The 16,409-nt window shown below is 70.7% G+C and carries 14 protein-coding genes and 3 pseudogenes; 6 read left to right on the forward strand and 11 right to left on the reverse strand.

Annotated features, from left to right (window positions below):
* Positions 1-35 precede the first annotated feature (35 nt).
* Positions 36-524: an NUDIX hydrolase gene (locus ABT403_RS12215; RefSeq protein ID WP_344158824.1), complete on the forward strand. Its 489-nt coding sequence runs from the start codon at positions 36-38 to the stop codon at positions 522-524.
* A gap of 385 nt (positions 525-909) precedes the next feature.
* Here the strand turns inward: ABT403_RS12215 and ABT403_RS12220 are convergent, their stop codons facing one another.
* Together ABT403_RS12220 and ABT403_RS12225 are read right to left on the reverse strand one after the other, a co-directional pair.
* Entirely contained in the window at positions 910-1,320 is a 411-nt protein-coding gene (locus tag ABT403_RS12220; RefSeq protein WP_344158822.1) for a cyclic-phosphate processing receiver domain-containing protein, read from the reverse strand.
* A 399-nt stretch (positions 1,321-1,719) separates the two neighbouring features.
* Positions 1,720-2,775, reverse strand: coding sequence for an AraC family transcriptional regulator (locus tag ABT403_RS12225; RefSeq protein ID WP_344158820.1), 1,056 nt, complete (start codon positions 2,773-2,775; stop codon positions 1,720-1,722).
* Between the two features lie 662 nt (positions 2,776-3,437).
* On the opposite strand from ABT403_RS12225, the gene ABT403_RS12230 reads away from it, so the two are divergent.
* Both ABT403_RS12230 and ABT403_RS12235 read left to right on the forward strand, forming a co-directional pair.
* On the forward strand, positions 3,438-4,451 hold the full coding sequence (locus tag ABT403_RS12230; RefSeq protein ID WP_344158817.1) for a helix-turn-helix domain-containing protein: 1,014 nt from the start codon (positions 3,438-3,440) through the stop codon (positions 4,449-4,451).
* A 294-nt stretch (positions 4,452-4,745) separates the two neighbouring features.
* Positions 4,746-5,048, forward strand: a pseudogene (locus ABT403_RS12235) (NsdA family TPR-like regulatory protein); the annotation flags it as partial.
* A gap of 45 nt (positions 5,049-5,093) precedes the next feature.
* On the opposite strand, the pseudogene ABT403_RS12240 reads toward ABT403_RS12235, so the two are convergent.
* Positions 5,094-5,283 (reverse strand): annotated as a pseudogene (locus tag ABT403_RS12240) (transposase); the annotation flags it as partial.
* Between the two features lie 566 nt (positions 5,284-5,849).
* Positions 5,850-6,044: pseudogene (locus ABT403_RS12245) on the reverse strand (hypothetical protein); the annotation flags it as partial.
* Between the two features lie 218 nt (positions 6,045-6,262).
* Here ABT403_RS12245 and ABT403_RS12250 point away from each other — a divergent pair.
* From ABT403_RS12250 to ABT403_RS12260, 3 genes are all read left to right on the forward strand, one after another.
* Positions 6,263-7,081, forward strand: a complete 819-nt coding sequence (locus ABT403_RS12250; RefSeq protein WP_344158813.1) for a glutamate ABC transporter substrate-binding protein — start codon at positions 6,263-6,265, stop codon at positions 7,079-7,081.
* Between the two features lie 535 nt (positions 7,082-7,616).
* Positions 7,617-8,045 (forward strand): DUF2199 domain-containing protein, encoded by a 429-nt coding sequence (locus tag ABT403_RS12255; RefSeq protein WP_344159002.1) that lies wholly within the window; start codon positions 7,617-7,619, stop codon positions 8,043-8,045.
* Entirely contained in the window at positions 8,042-8,707 is a 666-nt protein-coding gene (locus tag ABT403_RS12260) for a hypothetical protein (protein WP_344158811.1), read from the forward strand. The genes ABT403_RS12255 and ABT403_RS12260 overlap by 4 nt, the downstream gene beginning before the upstream one ends.
* A 76-nt stretch (positions 8,708-8,783) precedes the next feature.
* Here ABT403_RS12260 and ABT403_RS12265 read toward each other — a convergent pair whose 3' ends face one another.
* From ABT403_RS12265 to ABT403_RS12295, 7 genes are all read right to left on the reverse strand, one after another.
* Positions 8,784-9,260: a DUF4265 domain-containing protein gene (locus ABT403_RS12265; protein WP_344158809.1), complete on the reverse strand. Its 477-nt coding sequence runs from the start codon at positions 9,258-9,260 to the stop codon at positions 8,784-8,786.
* Positions 9,261-10,451: 1,191 nt separating this feature from the next.
* The gene (locus tag ABT403_RS12270) at positions 10,452-11,201 is read right to left on the reverse strand and encodes a hypothetical protein (RefSeq protein ID WP_344158805.1); all 750 of its coding nucleotides are present in this window, start codon (positions 11,199-11,201) and stop codon (positions 10,452-10,454) included.
* Positions 11,202-11,427: 226 nt separating this feature from the next.
* Positions 11,428-12,165 carry an alpha/beta fold hydrolase gene (locus tag ABT403_RS12275; RefSeq protein ID WP_344158803.1) on the reverse strand — a complete coding sequence of 246 codons (738 nt, stop codon included), beginning with the start codon at positions 12,163-12,165 and terminating at the stop codon, positions 11,428-11,430.
* Complete coding sequence (locus tag ABT403_RS12280) at positions 12,162-12,986, reverse strand: DUF1295 domain-containing protein (protein ID WP_344158801.1); 825 nt, start codon at positions 12,984-12,986, stop codon at positions 12,162-12,164. Before ABT403_RS12280 ends, ABT403_RS12275 begins: the two co-directional genes overlap by 4 nt.
* Entirely contained in the window at positions 12,983-14,269 is a 1,287-nt protein-coding gene (locus ABT403_RS12285; RefSeq protein ID WP_344158799.1) for a class I SAM-dependent methyltransferase, read from the reverse strand. Before ABT403_RS12285 ends, ABT403_RS12280 begins: the two co-directional genes overlap by 4 nt.
* The gene (locus tag ABT403_RS12290) at positions 14,266-15,600 is read right to left on the reverse strand and encodes a class I SAM-dependent methyltransferase (protein WP_344158797.1); all 1,335 of its coding nucleotides are present in this window, start codon (positions 15,598-15,600) and stop codon (positions 14,266-14,268) included. The genes ABT403_RS12285 and ABT403_RS12290 overlap by 4 nt, the downstream gene beginning before the upstream one ends.
* Complete coding sequence (locus ABT403_RS12295) at positions 15,597-16,301, reverse strand: DUF1365 domain-containing protein (RefSeq protein ID WP_344159000.1); 705 nt, start codon at positions 16,299-16,301, stop codon at positions 15,597-15,599. Before ABT403_RS12295 ends, ABT403_RS12290 begins: the two co-directional genes overlap by 4 nt.
* Between the last annotated feature and the right edge of the window lie 108 nt (positions 16,302-16,409).

The raw sequence follows: 16,409 nt of genomic DNA on the forward strand, positions 1-16,409 counted from the left end.
CCTACAGTGAGGACATGCCAAAGGATGGGGGCCGCTTGGCGGCAGAGGCCAGCGTCGAGATACCCACGCCCGCCGAGGGCGAGGTCTGGACGGTCGGAGCGGTCATCCTCAACCGGGACGGCAAGGCCTTCGCTCAGAAGCGCGGCCCCCACAGGCGACTCTTTCCCAACTGCTGGGACATCGTGGGCGGCCACGTCGAGCCGGGCGAGGCGTTGCTGGGCGCCCTCGCCCGCGAAGTCGAAGAGGAGACCGGCTGGCGCCTGCGCCGCGTCCTGCGCCTCCTCGGGATCACCACCTGGACCGGGGACGACGGTGCCGGAATGCGGCACGAGGCCGACTACCTCGTCGAGGTCGACGGCGATCTGGGCCATCCCGCCCTGGAATGGTCCAAGCACACCGCCTACGACTGGTTCGGACCCGGCGACCTTGCCCGCCTCAAGGAGAACCGAGCCCCTGGCGAATACCTCATCCACGACCTGATCGCGAAGGCCCTGCAAGATCGCCCGGACAGAGCCCGACCCTGACGGAGTGTCCGCAGACTTCGCGCCGTGTCGCGATCGCTCCCGAGACGGCGCAACTGGCAACGGCGGTTCCTCGAGCGCGGTCTGGAGGGCATACATATCGACAAGGTCCGCGATGTCGTCGGCCTCTATCTCGACCTGGCGTTGACCAGCAGGAAGGCATAGCCGAGGAGTCCCATAGGCGGCACCACAGCTGGTTGTCCGCGGTGGTGTTCTGGCAGAGGACAAATCGCGGCCAAGGGCTCGCACCTCTGACGCGCCGAGGGCTGGACTCGTGGGTCCAGCCTTCTCATGCCTTCGGTCGCCTCGCCGGCGTACAGGTGAGGGTCCAGAAGGTCGGCGGGCGGTGGCCCTGGACCCCTATCGCTGGCTGAGACGGCCGTGCTCCTTAGGCTATTGCCCGCTGGACACGGTAGCTCCAGCGAGCGAGTGACCTGACGATGGTTTCGGCACCGATGGGGTTGGCGCTGTGAACGAAGACAGCTCCGATCTGAAAGGGCTGTCCGTTGAAGGCGGCTTCTTCCATGAGGGTCACCACCGGCATGATGGTGTCGTCCCCACCGAGATCGTGGTCGAGCCACAGCTCGTCAATGAAGCTGTTGCGGTGCTCTTCCAGAAGCTGGATACCCTCGCGGCTGGTGCGGGCAATCCGCGTAGCCCGGGGAAGGGGGCGGAGGTCGTCTATGCCGAGGATGACGGGTATCGGCGAGGCGGGGGTTTCTTTCACTGGGTGATTATCGCGGTAGGCGGGCGGGATGACCACGGAGTACTGAGGCTCTGCTGGGCGGGCGGTGCCCACATCAACGAGTTTGTCAGTTCGGGGCAGGCAAGAAGGATTCCTGGGGGGCCTGTTATCGGTAGGACTCGCGAAGCAAGCGGGCGCATCTGTGGCGGTCTCGTTCAGGAGCTCGGCGACGTCCCCTCTCGCACAGCCACTCACGAAGATGGCCCCCGCCCATGGCCGCAACCGCCTTGGCTCGCTCGGACAGCGGCGGGGCCGGCTCCGGCCACTGATCGATCCAGCCGCCCATGCCGAGCACCAGCACACCCGACGGCGCGTTGACGGTTCCCAGGTCGACGAAGGTCTCAGGCATACGCCGGTTGCGCCTCCCCCGTACCCGCCCGATCGACTCGTGCCCGACTTCAACCGGCACGAGGAGGCCCGTATCGTCACTGGCTCCGGATACAGTCCCGGCGGTCACTGCGGCGGGCGCGCAGGGCTGCCTCGCCGGGGCGTGTGTTCCCGGGCGCCGGGAGCTTCAGGGCCAAGGTGGCGCAGGGCTGCGGGCGTGGTGCCGTACCAGCGGTGTACCGCGCGGCGCAGGGCGCGGGCGTCGGCGTATCCGCTGCGGGCGGCTATGGCGTCGACGCTGAGGTCGGTGTTGTGGAGCAGCCCGGTGATGTGGGCGCGGCGTACGGCTTCGGTCTCGTGGCTCCACGTGGTGCCGTGTTCGTCGAGGCGGCGCTGGAGGGTTCGGGGGCTGACGGCCATGCGTCGGGCGATGGTGGACAGGGTCGGTGCGGCCGCCTCGGCGTGGACGGAGGTCAGTGCGGTGCGGAAGAGGTCCAGCCAGTCGCGCAACGGGAAGGCGGCGGCGAGTGTCTGCTCCGCGTGTCTTCGGAGCACGGCGGACAGACCGGGCTGGTTGTGTGGCGCCGGGGTCTTCAGGTCGCGGGTGAGGAAGGTGATCGAGCTGTCCGGGGCCTCGAAGTCGATGCTCCGGGTGCCGTAGAGGTCGGCCAGGGCGTCGTAGCGGCGCGGTGCCTCGGCTTCCAGGGTGACGCGTACGGGGATGAGCCGACGCTGGGCGGCCTCACCGGCGCGCCGGGTGTAGAGGCCGAGTGCGTAGGCGCGGATGGCGCAGGCCGCCTCGTGGGACAGGTCGGCCTGGTTGACGTGGCTGATCGTGATCTGTTCGCCGTCCTCGGTGATCCGCATGCTCTCCGCGTCGGTGTCGGCGACGGCGGCGAAGTAGGCCGCAGCGTCCCGGAGACCTTCGAGGGGGGTGGGCGCGGAGGTGATCAGGTAGTCCCAGACCCCGAGGGCGCCGATGTCCGAATGCTGCGCCAGCACCACGGCGAGCTCGCTCCAGGAGGCCTGAACGGTGGACAGTTCCGCGATGCGGATGACCGTGGCCGCGGGGATGCGGCAGAGGTCGTCCTCAAGGTGCTCGGGAGCGGTCCCCAGAAGGTGCGCGTATCCATGTGCGGGTACGCCCAGTTGCCGAGCGGCACCGACGCCCAGACGAGTCACTGCGGAGGAGGTCGTTCCCGGATGCGTGTGCGATACCACGGGCGTTGAGCATAGGGCAGAGCGGACTGCCGGCCCATGACCGGTGTACGACACCTGGAGTCCCTGTTGTGGCGTGGCGGGTCCCCTCGTGGCGCGCACGGTCCCCTGGCTGGCGTCTGCTGTCCGGTCTCGGGTCCCTCTTGCGGCTATAGCGTGGTGCCCGTTCTCACACGGCGCGGATCACCGGAGAACGAGGAACAGAGCCCCTACGGGGGTAGGGCCGTGGCCCGGTACGCGACTGCGGTGAACGAGGCGTGCGTCGCGATGCCGAAGGCCGGGCCCTTGTGTTCACGGACCCTTCCCTGTCCTGTCCGTGAGCTGGATCTCTCTGGCCGCGGGGCCGCCACCGCACCGCCGACGACCTGACCGTGCGCTCGCACGCGGCGTCGCATGCCGCAGTGCCGTCCGGCAGAGCCGGGTGCTTGGGCTCCGCCGACCGCCGAGGAGCCGACGCCGCCACGTCCGCTGCCGGAAGTAAGGACGGATGGGCGGACGGGCGGACGGGCGGACGGGTGACTGCGTGCGGGAGTTGCTCTGGCCCTGAGCCGTGTGTCCCGGCCCCGGGCCCGCCGGTGCGGGTGACGGGCCGGAGTCCTGTCAGATCGATGTGTGGGGGGGATCACATGGGAACGCTGGTTGCGCCGGGCGCCATCGGGGAGCGCGAGGGCAGGTTCGGCTGGTTCTACGAGACCGTCTCGAGCCATGTGACGCCCGTCCAGCCCCGCAGCCGATACGCGGCCGATTCCCCGGTGGGCATCACGCAGCTGGACCTCGGCGTGGTGCGCCTGTCCGGTGTGACCGGCCCACCCGGGCGCTCACGTCGCGCCCTGAGTCATGTCCGTGTCCGGCAGGGCGACGTTCCGGGGCACCTGGAGTTTGCGCTCTTCGCCCAGACAGCCGTCCGGATCTCCCGGCGGGGTGAGGCATCGGTGGTCTCGGGGGGATTCATGCTCACGGACACCTCGCAGCCGGGTGAGGGGGCGCGCGCCGACGATGCGCTCGCATCGGTGGTCGTGCACATTCCCCGTCAGGCTCTGGCACTCGGCCCGGACCGCCTGGACGGCCTCCTCGCACGGAATCTGCCCACGGGAACCGGGGCGGGAGCGATCCTCGCCGACTTCATGAAGTCGCTGATCGCGAAGGCCCCGCACTGCCGCCCGGAGGAGCTGCGCGGGCTGGGGGCCGTCACCCTCGACCTGGTCACCATGTTTCTCGCTGGGCAGCTCGGGGACCCCGGCGCGCCGCCCGCCAAGGCCCGTGCGCGGGAGGCGCTCCGGCAGGTCCACCGCTTCATCGAGAACAACCTCGGCGACCCGTACCTGACCCCCCGGGTCATCGCGGACCGGCACAACATCTCGCTACGGCGCCTCCACGCCCTCTTCGACGAGCAGCCCCTGACCGTCTCGGCGCACATCCGCCGGAGCCGCCTGGAGCGCGCCCGCACCGATCTCGCCCGCGCGGAGCTCAGCGGCCATCCCGTCCAGGCGATCGCGGCGCGCTGGGGTTTCGCCAGCGCCACCGGGTTCAGCCGGGCGTTCCGCGAAGCCTACGGAATCACGCCCACCGAGCATCGTGCGCTGTCCTTGGAGGCCGGGCGGCGCGGCAGCGGCGGGCCCTCGGCCGCCGCGTCCCGGTAGGGCCGGTCGGGATGGGCGAGCGCCGGCAGAGGTGGGTAGACAGGGGCTTGGCCTTCTGCGAGACCCCGCTGAGGCCCTCCGTCTGTCCACCGCGTGCTGGAGCAGCATGCACCGCCGCACCCTGCTGACCGGTGGCCCGCTCGCCATCGCCGCCTACCACACCCCCGTCAGGCGCTGGCCCGCCAAGCCGACCGCCCCCTCACGCCGCGCACCGGAGGCCGAGAGGCCGGGCGCGCGGACCTCGACGAGTCGTGGCTCACCGCTGACGACGCCCGACGCTGAGACTCCAAGTCCGGCGGTGGCAACGCCATGGCCTCTTCCGTCTCCGACGTGCTGCCGAACCGCGCAGCCCCGCTCCTATGCGGCACCTACACCGCGAAAACCGGCTCCGACCTGTTCTCCGCCACCGCCGGACTCGCCCGCGTCGCCGCGCGGGCCACCGTCGACATGGGCCACCACAACACGGCCCAGCAGCACTTCATCCAGGCCCTACGCCTGGCCCGCTCAGCCGACGCCGTCCAGACCGGTGCCTACGTCCTGGCCACCCTGAGCCTGCACGCTACCTCCTGGGCCGCCTCACCGAGGCCGTCGACATGACCGAAGGCGCCTACGAGCAGGGCAAACACCATGCCGTTGCCGGTGGCGCTCGTAGACGGTTTTCCGCGGCCCGTAGCGTTCAAGCAGGTCACGCCACTGCACCCCGGTTCGCACCCGGTGCAGGATGCCGTTGGCCCTGACGATGATCGCGCCACCGCCCGCAGCGGTTGTTGCCCGTGGGCAGGAGCGGCTCCAGACGTCGCCACTCCGCCACTGTCAGATCCCCCCCGGCCAGTCGCGCAAGAGCCGACGAACCCGTGGGCGACACGGGTACGGTCAGCACCTGCGATGCCACCACGCCGACTCCGGGTCTTCCATCGGCTCGTGATGCGTTCGCCTGAGGAGCACCGCGTCCAGGCGCTCGACCTGCACCCGAAGTTCGCCGGCGGCGCTTGGCGGAAGCATGAACAGAGCATCTTGCAGCTTGTCCCGGGCCCAACCCTCACCGCAGCAGGGGCAGGTGAACTCTGCCTCCCATCGTCTCCACCGGCGCCTCGTGCCGTAGACGCGCACGGACCACACGCTCAGCGCCACCGCCACGATGCCCGGAGACAATCGCTCCCGTTCGAGCACACGGACAGCTGCATTCGCCGCTCCCGACAGACCTGGGACATCGCGATACCGCACCCAGGGTCTACCCCAGCCGCGTTCCCGCGGCCGAAGTGAAGCTGGTCTTCTACGAGGCACGGCCCCTTCGGAGATAAGTCATGGCGGCATCCTCCCACAATCCATGATCGGCGGGACAGAACCCAACTCGTTGTGACGTTCATAGATCTCGCTGCCGAAGCCCGGCCGCCGCCGTACCCCGCCCTTGGCCAGCCACTCGGGCGGCACGGTGTCCGGGGAGTCCTCGACCCGGCGCAGGGGGAACTCCCGCAGGCCCGGGGGCAGGGCGTAGGTGCCGGACTCCGGCAGCCTCAATATCCGGGTAAAACGGATCTGCGCCTCTTCACCAAGGAACAGTGCATTTCTATCGACCCGCACCAAACATGTCACCTCGGACGTCCCTCTTTATGCCGTTCAGAGATGTAATCGCCGGAGAAACGCCGGTCGAGCCGAATCGTTACCTCAAGTTTTGCCAAGATCGAGTGACACCGCGGCGGCAGAATTCTTAGCTTCCTCGTACACGCGTCTTGACGCTTCTACGTACCCCGCGGTCCACGCGCACCGGCGATCCCGCTCCGCGTCCCGCGTCCCGAGGAAAGAGTTGCAACATGAAGGTCCCCAAGGCTGGTGCGATGGCCGCTGTGATCGGCCTCGCCCTGACCGCCACCGGCTGCGGCGGCGACGAAGGACCCAAGGGGACCCTCTCCATCGGCATCGCCTTCGACCAGCCCGGTATCGGCCTGCGCGAGGCCGGGGGCACCTTCTCCGGCTTCGACGTGGACGTCTCCAGGTACATCGCCAAGGAACTCGGCTACAAGCCGGAGCAGATCGAGTTCAAGCGGGTCGACAGCTCCGAACGCGAGCTGCTGCTCCAGTACAACGAGGTCAAGTTCGTCGCCTCGACCTACTCGATCAACGACCAGCGCCGGGAGAAGGTCGACTTCGCGGGCCCGTACTTCACGGCCCACCAGGACCTGCTCGTCCGCGGCGACGACGCCACGATCACCAAGGCCGAGGACCTCAACAACAAGAAGCTCTGCTCCACCACCGGCTCCACCTCGGCGCAGAACGTCAAGCAGAAGCTGGCGCCGAAGGCCAGCCTGCTCGAGCTCGACGGCTACTCGGAGTGCGTGATCGCCCTCCAGGACGGCCTGATCGACGCCATGACCACGGACAACGCGATCCTGGCCGGTTACGCCGCCCAGAAGGGCAACACGGGCAAGTTCCGCCTCGTCGGGCTGAACCTGAGCAACGAGAGCTACGGCATCGGCATCAAGAAGGGCAACCGGGATCTGCGCGCCAAGATCAACGCCGCGCTCAAGAAGATGGTCCAGGACGGCTCCTGGGACGCGGCCGTGAAGAAGAACTTCGGCCAGGCCAACTTCAAGCACGACCCCGCCCCGCAGCTCACCTCCGCGAGCAGCTGACGCCGCCACGTCCCGGGCGCGGCAGGAGGGAACATGCCCCCCTGCCGCGCCCAGGTCAGGTCGCCGGCGCTTGTCTGCCAGCCGGCACCTGAGGAACCCCCGCGTCCATGCCGGGTGGGGCGACTTCTCGGCACTGGCCCGAGACGTCCTGCCGCAGACGTTGTCGTTCGTGGCTGCGGGCTCCGGTGCCCATGAGCCGGGTGCAGAAGGCGCGGGCCTGGGAGACCGGCGCCGGACCCACGCTCAGGGGGGTCTGGAGCCGCCTTCTGCCGGCCCGCGCTTCGCGACCGAATGCGCGCGAAGACCAAGCGCGGACGACGCGTCTGACGCCGTGAAGGTATCCCGTGCGTAAGGTCGTGACATCGGCGTTCGCGGGCGACGGCACTGAACTCGTGAGCGAGGTCACGGGCGGTGGCCAGGTGGGGGCAGGCGTCCAGAACCCTCGCCGGCCGGGCCTTCATTAGGATCCGGCCCTATGACCAGTGATCTCGGGTTCACGTGCGCATGCTGCGGGACCCACCACCCTGAGCTGCCGATGAACTACACGGCCGAGGCCCCGGCCGTGTGGGATTCGGCCTTTGCCGACGCCGACGACTGCTCGCTCTCGTCGGACCAGTGCGTGATCCGCGCGCAGCACTACTTCGTCAAGGGCCTGATCGAGATACCGGTCATCGACAGCGATGAGGTGTTCTCCTGGGGTGTGTGGGTCTCGCTGAGTCGAGAGAATTTCTCCCGGGCCGCGGAGCTGTGGGAAAGCCCCGGCCGGGAGTCCGAGAAGCCGTACTTCGGCTGGCTCACCACCGGCCTGCCGGTCTACCCGGCCACAACCCTCAACCTGAAGACCTACGTCCACACCCGCCCGGCGGGTGAGCGCCCCTTCGGCGAGCGCACAGGCATCACCCTGGACCGCGTGCGGGAGATCGCGGCGTCTGTGCTCCACGCCGGCGACGGCGCGCAGCTGTGACGGCCGGCAGCCCGGTGTCGCCCATCCCGGTCGGGCCCGCCGGCCTGAACGCCAGGGCCCGGCGCTTCGTCGAGGTGGCGGGCATCCGCGTCCCAGGCCAGGACATCCGGCGACACCGCGAGGCGTGGATCGGGCACGGTGTCCCCGCTCCGGAAGTCGATCGGGTCACCGCCTTCCAGGACCGCTGGGGCGGCCTCGCCCTGCCGCCGGCCCCGTTCTACGAGGGTGGCCCCCACATCCTGGACGCCAACTGCCCCGAGTGGATGCCCGGCCAGGGCTGGTCGTTCGAGGCGGGGGATTGCCGGGTCTCCATGGCCTATAGGTTCATGATCGGTCCCGACGGGGCGTTCGGCATCGACGCCTACCGCTGGACACCCCTGCACGCCGACACTGACGGCTGGGTGGAATCCCTGGCGCTCGCCGACCACGCCCGCCGCTGGGCCAGAACCGTCACACGGATCAAGGGCAAGGCGGTCGAGGCCCTGGACCTCGGTGGCTTTGAGCCCGTGCATGAAGTGCGGGGAGTGACCGACAACTGGTGGCGGGGCGAGGACTCCCTCATCGCCGTGTACCGGGGTGAGGCCGTCGGCCTTGACGCCCCGCAATGCCTCGAAGCCCACATCTACAGCGGCCTCGACGGGTGGGGCCTCCACGGCGGCTGACCCGTAGGGCCGCATCTCGAACGTGCCAAGCTTCGGACGCTGTGCGGCGATACCAGGGGTCAGACGGTCGGCGGGCTCAGGCGTTCCACCACTCGTCAGTGCCAGACCCGACCTCGTAGTGCCACCATCCCTCTGTCTGCCCCCGCGCCAGGAGAGTCTTGATCCCGGCGAAGTCCGCACCCGCCGGTGCGGTGAAGGCCACCATGGGAAAGTCCTCGCTGAAGACCTCGCCTCCGAGCTCGAACGCTGAAAGGCGCTGACACACCGCCTTCGGATTGCGTCCCAGGGGACCGGTGGGCACAGGCACCACACGGATCGTGCAGTTGCCGGACGCACTGACCCGCCCGACAGCCCAGTGGATGCCGTCGGCGTCGGTCTGGTATCGCACTACATCACCCTCGGCGACCCCATCCTGGAGAAACGGGATGTTCCGCACACACGCCGTGTCATCGCCGAGCGGCATCGCCCACAGACCCTCGGTGTCCTGGGGGAACCATCCCTCACGAGGGACGAACCGGAACCAGATCTTGATCTTCTCAACCGCGTTCTCCATGACGGCCATCATGCGCCGACCGCCGACGAGGCCTCGCATCGGGTCCGAGCTGGAGATCAACCTCGGCCGTCACCGAGCTCAGGTGCCCAGGATGCAGGTGTCCGTACCTGCAACTGAGGGGGCCGCTGCCTTCGTCGAACAAAGCCAGGAGGCGCTTTCTGAGGGGGAAGACTGTGGGACCCCAGACCATGGCTGCTATTGCGGCAATCGTCGGTACGTGCACAGGCATGCTGGGCGCACTCGGAGCTGCACGGCTGAACGGCACCATGCAACGCCGCTCACAGCACGAGCACTGGCGCCGAGATGGACGGCGGCAGGCGTACGCGGCGTTCGTGGAGGCTGCCGTCGATTACAGCGAGGCGATCGGCACCGTCCAAGCGAATGGTGGAGCACTCGGCAACCACCACGGACCGGAAGCCGAAGCCCTCTGTCGGCGAGTCGATGAGATGCGCCCTGCCGTGAGCAAGGCATTGGCACTGGTCCTGGTGGAGGGCCCGGAGGAGGTGGCCCACGCCGCCCACCAGGCGGTGCGCACTATGACGGCCTGGGCATGTGTGGCCGGGGTGTATCCGCCTCAGCACCCCCTTGCAGGGTCTCGCTCCGTACGGTCAGTGTTTCGCGACGGCCTGACCGACGTGGGTGAACTGTCCGACACGGCTTGGGAACGGATTCGCGAGTTCGAGACACAGGCCCGGACAGCACTGGACCATCCGTTACCTGTCAGGTAGCGAGCTCGGTCCAGCCCGCCCGCACGCGCCATGTCCGACGCACAACCCGACAGATCTCGCGCTCATCCGCTATCTGTAGTGGCGAGCGGGTGTGCCGACGGCGTGGTCGGCGGTCGGCCATTCGTCGCTCAGGGGTGTGGGCCCAGGGGTCCCCAAGGAAGGGACGTCGAGCACGGCTCCGTCGAAGGTCCCGGGCTCGATGGCCCCACCACAGCCCGGACGTCGAACGGACCTCCCGCGAACGAGGCCAGATCCGCCCGTCTGCCAGAGCCCGGCACATTGCGACGTCGGATCGGTCCGCCAGTCCCCCACACGACGCCATCCCACCGTCGAATGGACAGACGTTTGATCATGGGTGATCCGGACGATGCGACGCTGCCCAGCATCCAGGGCGCTGCGTGCCGTAAACGATCCCGAGGTCCGCGCTCAAGCCGGGGGAAGACCCCGCAGACGTCCTGACAGGTCAGGGTGTGGGCGAGGCCTCGGTAAGCAGCATCCAGTCTCGGACCGTCTCCTGGTGCGAGCCGCTCGCCGTGCTCGCCGCCACTGCTTCACCGTCCTCGGCGGAACACGGCATCTCCCCTCGGGTGAGAAGGGTGAGCGGCCACGCCGGGCCCTCGCCGGCCGGCTCTCCGTCGAAGGCCACCCAGTGCCAGGGGCCGTCGAATCGCCATGCCCGGCCGAAGCTGTCGGCGACTTCGTCGCCCACCTGGAGAGACGCGTAGGGACGCATCAGCAGCTCGAAGGTGAAGGGGATCCCGTCGCCGGGGTGAATGGTGTAGCCGGAGCCGTCGAGGTGGCTCGCGTCCGGGAACTCGCGATAGGACAGTCCTCGGGGCAGGACGGTCACCGTCCGGGTGGGGCGCGGCAGCCAGACCGTCTCCAGCGGGGGATCATGGTGGTCGACAGCCGTTACGTGCACCACGGTGGGCGGCACTCCGACCCGACAGAGGTCTCCGGCCTTCAGCTGTTCGGGCGAAGGGTCCGTCCGGAACAGTTCAGGCCCCACTTCAGACGCGGTACCTCGGCCGCTGTCCACGCCGAGGGCAACGACCCCGTTCCACTGCCCGAACTCGTTGTCGCCGTCGATCTCCCACCACGGCCATCGCACCGACACGTAATCCCACGTGACACCCTGCTCGACCCTGGTAACCGTGAAGGGGCACGCGACCGACAACACGTCACCGACCCGGAAGTCCCCCTCATCCATCATTCGGCCAGGGTAGACGGGTCCCTTCGACGGCCCACGAGGGCCTGCCAGCCGGGGCCATATCGAGCCCGGGGGGCTCCGCCACGGAAAACCCCGGGGCACCTTCCAAGGGTTCGCCCTCCGAAGGAATCGGCCCGTCAGGGGGAAACCCGGCCGGTCAGGTTGGTCTCCCCGCCCCCGACCGGGACCGCTGCGCGCCGTCACCCGCCTCGCCTTGGGCCGGTGGCGGTCACTGTCCGGGCAGGGTGAGGTCGGCGGCGTCGAGCGGGGTGGGGCTCCAGGTGGTCTCTTCGTGGTGGCCGCCGCCAGGTGGGGGTGCCAGGTTGAGAGCGGCCGCGGCGCACGCTGTGGTGAGGCGGTGCCACAAGGGGGCGTCGCGGATCATGGTGTGGTGGCCGCCGGGCATGCGGATGCCCAGGACGCGGGCACCGGCCGCGTGAGCGCGGGCGAGGTGGTTCCAGGTGCCGGTGGCGGAGGTGATCCGGTCGGCCTCGTCGTGGAGGGCCAGGATCGTGCGGTCTGCGAGGTGGGCGACGGGCTCGCCGGGCGGGCACCACGGGGCCAGGGCGACGACGCCCCGGACATGGGGGTCGGCGGCGGCGCGCAGTGCCGCTCTGGCGCCCATGGAATGCCCGACGAGTACCACGGGCAGCGGCCCGGCAACGCGCCGCAGTTCTTCCAGGGCGTGTCCGGTGTCCTGGACGGGGTCGGCCCGGTGCCCGTTCCAGCCGCGTAGCCGATAGCGGACGGAGGCGATGAGAACGTCCTCGAGCAGGGGGTCTCGGTTCAGCGCGCGGGCGAAGAGACGCATGCGCAGTCCGGGCAGGTTGAGCAGGGGTGGTGGTGCGAGGGAGTCGGCGCGGCCGCCGTGCAGGACGAGGATCGCCGCGGAGGCGGGCAGGGAGAGGGGCCGCGGCAGCTGGAGGGCGCGGTGGTCCCCTGGGCCGTCGGAGACGTGCCCTCTCATCTCGTGCCCTTGGCCGGCGCGGGCTTCTTCGGGGGCAGCGGCAGGAAGCCGCTGGTGCGTGCGGCGTATGCGGCGTAGCCGGGGCGGTCGGCCATGTGTTTCTCCAGGAGGCGTTTGCCACTGCCGACGGTCAGCAGCAGGGTCATGAGGACCGGGGACGGAAGGACGGCAAGGGCCGGCTGCCAGGCGGTGCAGGCCAGGAGGTACAGCCCCCACCAGACGAGGCTGTCGCCGAAGTAGTTGGGGTGCCTCGTCCAGGCCCACAGGCCCTGGTCCATGATGCGTCCGCGGTGGGAGGGGTCCTGCTTGAAGCGTGCCAGCTGGTGGTCGCCGACGGCCTCGAAGCAGAGCCCGAGGGCCCAGACCGCGATCCCGCAGAAGGTCAGGGCGTTCAGGGGCACGGAGCTGTAGGAGGCGGCCTGCACGGGCAGGGAGATCAGCCAGACCAGGGCCGCCTGCGCGAGGTAGACGGTGCGCAGGGCGTACCGGGTGCGGTTGCCGCGGGCCTTGTCCAGGAGGGCGGTGTAGCGCGGGTCCTCGCCGTGGCCGCGGGAGCGCCGGGCGATGTGCGCGGCCAGCCGCAGCCCCCAGACGGCGGTGGCCGCGCACACGAGCAGCCGCCGCCAGTCGTCGCCGTGTCCGGCGGAAAGGAGCCAGGTGGCGAGGGCGACGGCGGTGAAAGCGAGGCCCCAGGCGATGTCGACGATGCGGTGCAGCCTTCGGCGGACGGCCACGGCGAAGGTGGCGAGGAGCACCGCTCCCGCCACGGCGGCGGTGACGGCGAGGTTGAGGCCGAGGGCACCCCAGTCGGTGCCGGTCATGCCGGGCTCTGGGCGGTGTACCAGGGGGCGGGGGTGGCCGGCATGGCGGAGTTTCCCTCACGGGTGGGGCGTACGGCGAGGATCTGGTCGACCCCCATACGGCGTTCCGCGAAGGCGAGGGAAGCGCCGGCCAGGTAGAGGCGCCACACCCGGCCGGTGGTCTCCCCCACCAAGGCACGGACCTCGTCCCAGCGGTCTTCGAGGGTGGCGCGCCAGGCGTCGATGGTGGTGGTGTAGTGCTCGCGCAGGGATTCGGTGGCACGGACCTCCAGTCCGGCGTCCTCCAGCAGGTCGACGGTCCGGCCGACGGGGCGCATGTGCATGTCGGGGGCGATGTACGTCTCGATGAAGGCTCCGCCACCGGGTGCGTGGGCGCCCCGGGACATCTGCTGGATCAGCAGCCGGCCCCCGGGGCGCAGCGCGTCGTGCAGCTTCGTGGCGAACGCGGGGTATGCGGCGTCGCCGACGTGTTCGCCCATCTCGATCGCGGCGGCCGCGTCGTAACCGCCGCCGTCGATGTGCCGCCAGTGCAGCAGCCGGACGTCGACGAGGTCGGCCACGCCCTCGCGTGCGGCCCGTTCGGTGACGAAGTCGCGCTGTGCCCGGGAGAGGGTGACGGCGGTGACGCGTGCCTCGTGCTCGCGGGCGGCGTGGACGGTGAGGGAGCCCCAGCCGCAGCCGACGTCGAGCAGCCGGTCCCCGGCACGCAGTCCGAGCTTGCGGCAGACCAGTTCGAGTTTGTCCCGCTGGGCGTCGGCGAGGGTGTACGCGGGGTCGTCGGGCCGGGTCCAGTAGGCGCAGGAGTACGCCATGGACGGGTCGAGGAGGAGGGCGTAGAAGTCGTTCGACAGGTCGTAGTGGTGGCTGATCGCGGCACGGTCGCGGGAGGCGCTGTGCGGGGGGCCGCTCAGCCGGGCCCGCCCGTGCGGGCGCGGCGGGGGCGGACCGGCGGCGCCGAGGCGTACGGCCAGTGCGGCGGCCGCTGCCATGCCCGCGGGCCGGGGGCGGGCTGCGGGCCGGTCGCGGACGGTCCGGCCGGCCTGGGAGAGGGCGTGGACGAGGTCGCCTTCGACGTCGAGGTCACCGGTGACGTACGCCTCGGCCAGGCCGAGTTCGCCCGGCTGCCACAGCAGACGGCGCAGCGCTCGGGGTGAGCGGAGCGTGACGAGGGGGGCGTCGGCGGGTCCCGTACGGCTGCCGTCCCAGGCACGGATGCGGACGGGGAGGGGGCCGGGGAGGACGTGGCCGAGGAGCTGGGCGAGTCGGTCGGCGGCGGGCCTCACGGTCGGGTCCCTTCGGTGAGGAGGAGCTGGCGCACGTCGAGGTAGCCGGAGCGGAATCCGGCTTCGGAGTAGGCGAGGTAGAACTCCCACATGCGCTGGAAGACGGTGTCGAAGCCGAGGGCAGTGACGGCGGGGCGGTGGGCGGCGAACCGCTGCCTCCACAGGCGCAGGGTTTCCGCGTAGTGGGCGCCGTAGCCGTCGTCGGCGACCGTGCGCAGGCCGGCGGCCTCGGAGTGCTGGGCGATGGCCTCGCGGGAGGGGATCAGCCCGCCGGGGAAGACGTACTTGCTGATGAAGGTGTGGGTGGCGGCGGTGTGCAGCATCTGCTCGTGGCCCATGGTGATGGACTGCAAGGCGATGCGGCCGCCGGGGGCGAGGGCGCGGCGCAGCGCGGTGAAGTAGGAAGGCCAGTACTCGGCGCCGACCGCCTCGATCATCTCGACGCTGATCACGGCGTCGTGGCGGCCCTCGGCGTCGCGGTAGTCGCGGAGCTGGACGTCGACCCGGTCGGAGAGTCCGGCGGCGGAGACGCGGGCGCGGGCGAGGTCGGCCTGTTCGGCGGAAAGCGTCAGGGTGGTGACGTGGGCGCCACGGGTGGCGGCTCGCAGGGCGAGTTCGCCCCAGCCGGTGCCGATCTCCAGCAGCCGGGTGCCCTCGCCCACCCGGGCGAGGTCCAGGAGGCGGTCGATCTTGCGGTGCTGGGCTTCGGGGAGGGCGGCGAAGCGGGCGGGGAAGGCGGTGAAGAGTGCGGAGGAGTAGGAGAGGGTGGGGTCGAGGAAGGCGGAGAACAGGTCGTTCGACAGGTCGTAGTGGCGCTGGATGTTCTCGCGGGCGCCGGCGCGGGTGTTGCGGTCGGCGGCCGGGCGGCGCGAGACCCACAGGCCGCGCAGCCGGCGCAGCGGGGCGGGTACGAGCTCGTCGACGTGCTCGGCGAGGACGGTCAGGACGCCGGCCAGGTCGTCGCTGTCCCATTCCCCGGCCATGTAGGACTCGCCGAACCCGATCAGGCCGTCGCGGCCGATGCGCCGGTGGAGGGCGTCCGGGTCGTGGAGGGTCAGCAGCGGGCCGGCGCCGGCGCCGGATGGCGTGGTCAGGCCGAGGCGGTCCAGGGCGCGGCCCACGAGGTGGCGGGCGATGGCGGTCCGGACGGCTCCGGCCGACGGCGGGCGGGCCACGTCGGCCCAGCGCTCCGCGTCGGCCTCGGTGCGGCGGACGGCGCTGGGACCGCTGGTGCGGGCCCTCCGTCGGCGGGACTCGGTCTGCGGGGGGATCCCGACGGCGCGGCCCGGGGGCCGGGTGCGGCCGGGGGACGTGGTGGCGGGCTGGGTCACGACGGCGTGCCTTCCTGCGGGGTGGACCGGGGACGGGGGTGGACGGGCAGACCGCGCAGCAGCAGGGCGATGCCGTGGCGGCGGATGCCGGCCCAGACGGCGGCGGTCGACCACGGCCTGCGAAGCGCGGCGGACAACAGGGCGGGGACGGTGGCGGGACGCCGGCGGCCCCGGACGACGGCGGTGAAGGCGCGGCCTTCAGCGAGGTCGAGATGGACGGTGAGCCGTAGCCCGTCTCCGGGCAGCGGCAGCCGCATCCGGTAGCCGCCCTCGACCGCGAAGAAGGGCGAGACGTAGAACTCCTTGTCGGCCGTTGCCTCGCCGCTCTCGTCCGTGCGCAGCAGGTAGCAGTGGCGCTGCCCGTAGGTGTTGTGGACCTCGGCCACGACGCAGACGAGGGCGCCGGAGCGGTCGTGGCACCAGAACACGCTGAGCGGGTTGAAGACGAAGCCGAACACGCGGGCGTGCGCCAGCATGATGACGCGCCCGCCGTGCAGGTCGATGCCGCGGGCGGCGAGGTAGGCGTCGAGCCGGGCACGGATGGTGCCGCCCTCGCCGGTGAAGTGGTCGCGGGCGTCGAAGTGGGCGAGCGGTCGTACCGGGCGGGGCAGCACCGGCAGCCGGTCGAGGTCCACGCACCACAGGTAGGTGCGGTGCCGGAAGGAGTGGCGCAGCGGGGTGGTGCGCGTGTGGGTGATCACGCAGTCGTAGAGCGCCGCCGTGGGCGGCCCAGCGGCCTGCGGTCCAGCGGCCTGCGGGGCTGCGGGCGCCGTGGGTGCGGCGGGCGCCGTGGGTGCGGCGGGTCGCGC

This window comes from Streptomyces sp. NPDC000075 (assembly GCF_040301925.1).
GTDB lineage: Bacteria > Actinomycetota > Actinomycetes > Streptomycetales > Streptomycetaceae > Streptomyces > Streptomyces polychromogenes.